Source organism: Xanthomonas axonopodis (genome assembly GCF_001304695.1).
Taxonomy (GTDB): Bacteria; Pseudomonadota; Gammaproteobacteria; order Xanthomonadales; family Xanthomonadaceae; genus Xanthomonas; species Xanthomonas axonopodis.
In genome coordinates this window covers 1-1,108 of sequence record NZ_JFAQ01000314.1, presented here as the reverse complement: position 1 = coordinate 1,108, position 1,108 = coordinate 1, and the positions used below count along the sequence as shown (strand labels likewise).

The following is a 1,108-nucleotide window of genomic DNA, read 5'->3' as shown; positions in this document are numbered from 1 at the left end:
CGCCGCCGATCATCGCGTACAACACGAACTGGCCTAACGTGCCGGGCGTCATGCGGCCAGACACCACATCGTGCGCGCCCAGCCACAACACCGCGACGATCGCGCCGAAGATCAGCATGATCGCCACCGCAGTCACGGTGGCCTGGGTGCGGATGCGCACCTTCGCAGTATCGATGGCGGCAAACAGCGCAGTACTGAAACGTTGGCTTTCGTAACGCTCGCGCGCATGCGCCTGCACGGTGCGCACTGCGCCCAGGGTTTCGGCCGCCAGCGTATTGGCATCGGCCACACGGTCCTGGCTTGCACGCGAAATCTTCTGCAGGCGGCGTGCGCCCAGCACGATCGGCAGCACCGCCAGCGGGATGCCGATCAAAGTGAAGCCGGCCAGACGCGGGCTGGTGACGAACAACATGACCACGCTGCCAATCACCGTGGCCACGCTACGCAAGGCCACCGACATGGTGCTGCCGATCAGCCCACGCAACAATTCGCTGTCGGCCGACAGGCGCGACACCAGTTCGCCGCTGCGGCTGCGATCATGAAATCCGGCGTCCAGGCCGATCAGGTGGGCGTACAGCCGGCCGCGCAGGTCGGCGACCACTTTTTCGCCCAGCAGTGCGACGAAATAGAAGCGGGCAGCGGTCGCCACCGCCAGCACCACCGAGACTGCGAACAACAGCGCGAACGCCTGGTTGATCTGCGCGTCGCCGGAGAAGCCTTGATCGATCATGCGCTTGACCGCTGCCGGCAGGCTCAGTGTGGCCGCAGCGGAAATCGTCAGCGCGACCAGCCAGGCAACGAACAGGCCACGCTGGCGTTGGACGAATGGCCACAAGGTGCGCAGGCTGCCCAGCTTCCGCAACGGGTTGGGACGTGCAGCGGCTGGCTGGGTCATGCGGCTTCCGAGGGTGAGAGGTGGACACGATTGCGAGTGGCGTCGCACAGGTGGGTTTTCAAGCCGGCGAGCTGATCCGCAGGCAGTTGCACGCGCAACGCAGCACCATTGGCGTCGAAATGTTCGTCCAGTTTGTCGGCATGGAAGGCCGCCAGTGCTGCATGCACCAAGCCCAGATCGTCGAACCGGCACTGCACCTGCACCAGCGACAGC

Annotated in this window: 2 protein-coding genes; both read right to left on the bottom strand. The window is 65.2% G+C overall.

The genetic code is table 11. The annotated features are described in order from the left end of the window. On the bottom strand, positions 1-895 hold an 895-nt coding region (locus XAXN_RS20010; protein WP_245149976.1), incomplete at its 3' end, for an ABC transporter transmembrane domain-containing protein. Next, the coding region (locus XAXN_RS20005; protein WP_134984952.1) for a DUF1949 domain-containing protein at positions 892-1,108 on the bottom strand (217 nt) is incomplete at its 5' end. The genes XAXN_RS20005 and XAXN_RS20010, both read right to left, overlap by 4 nt.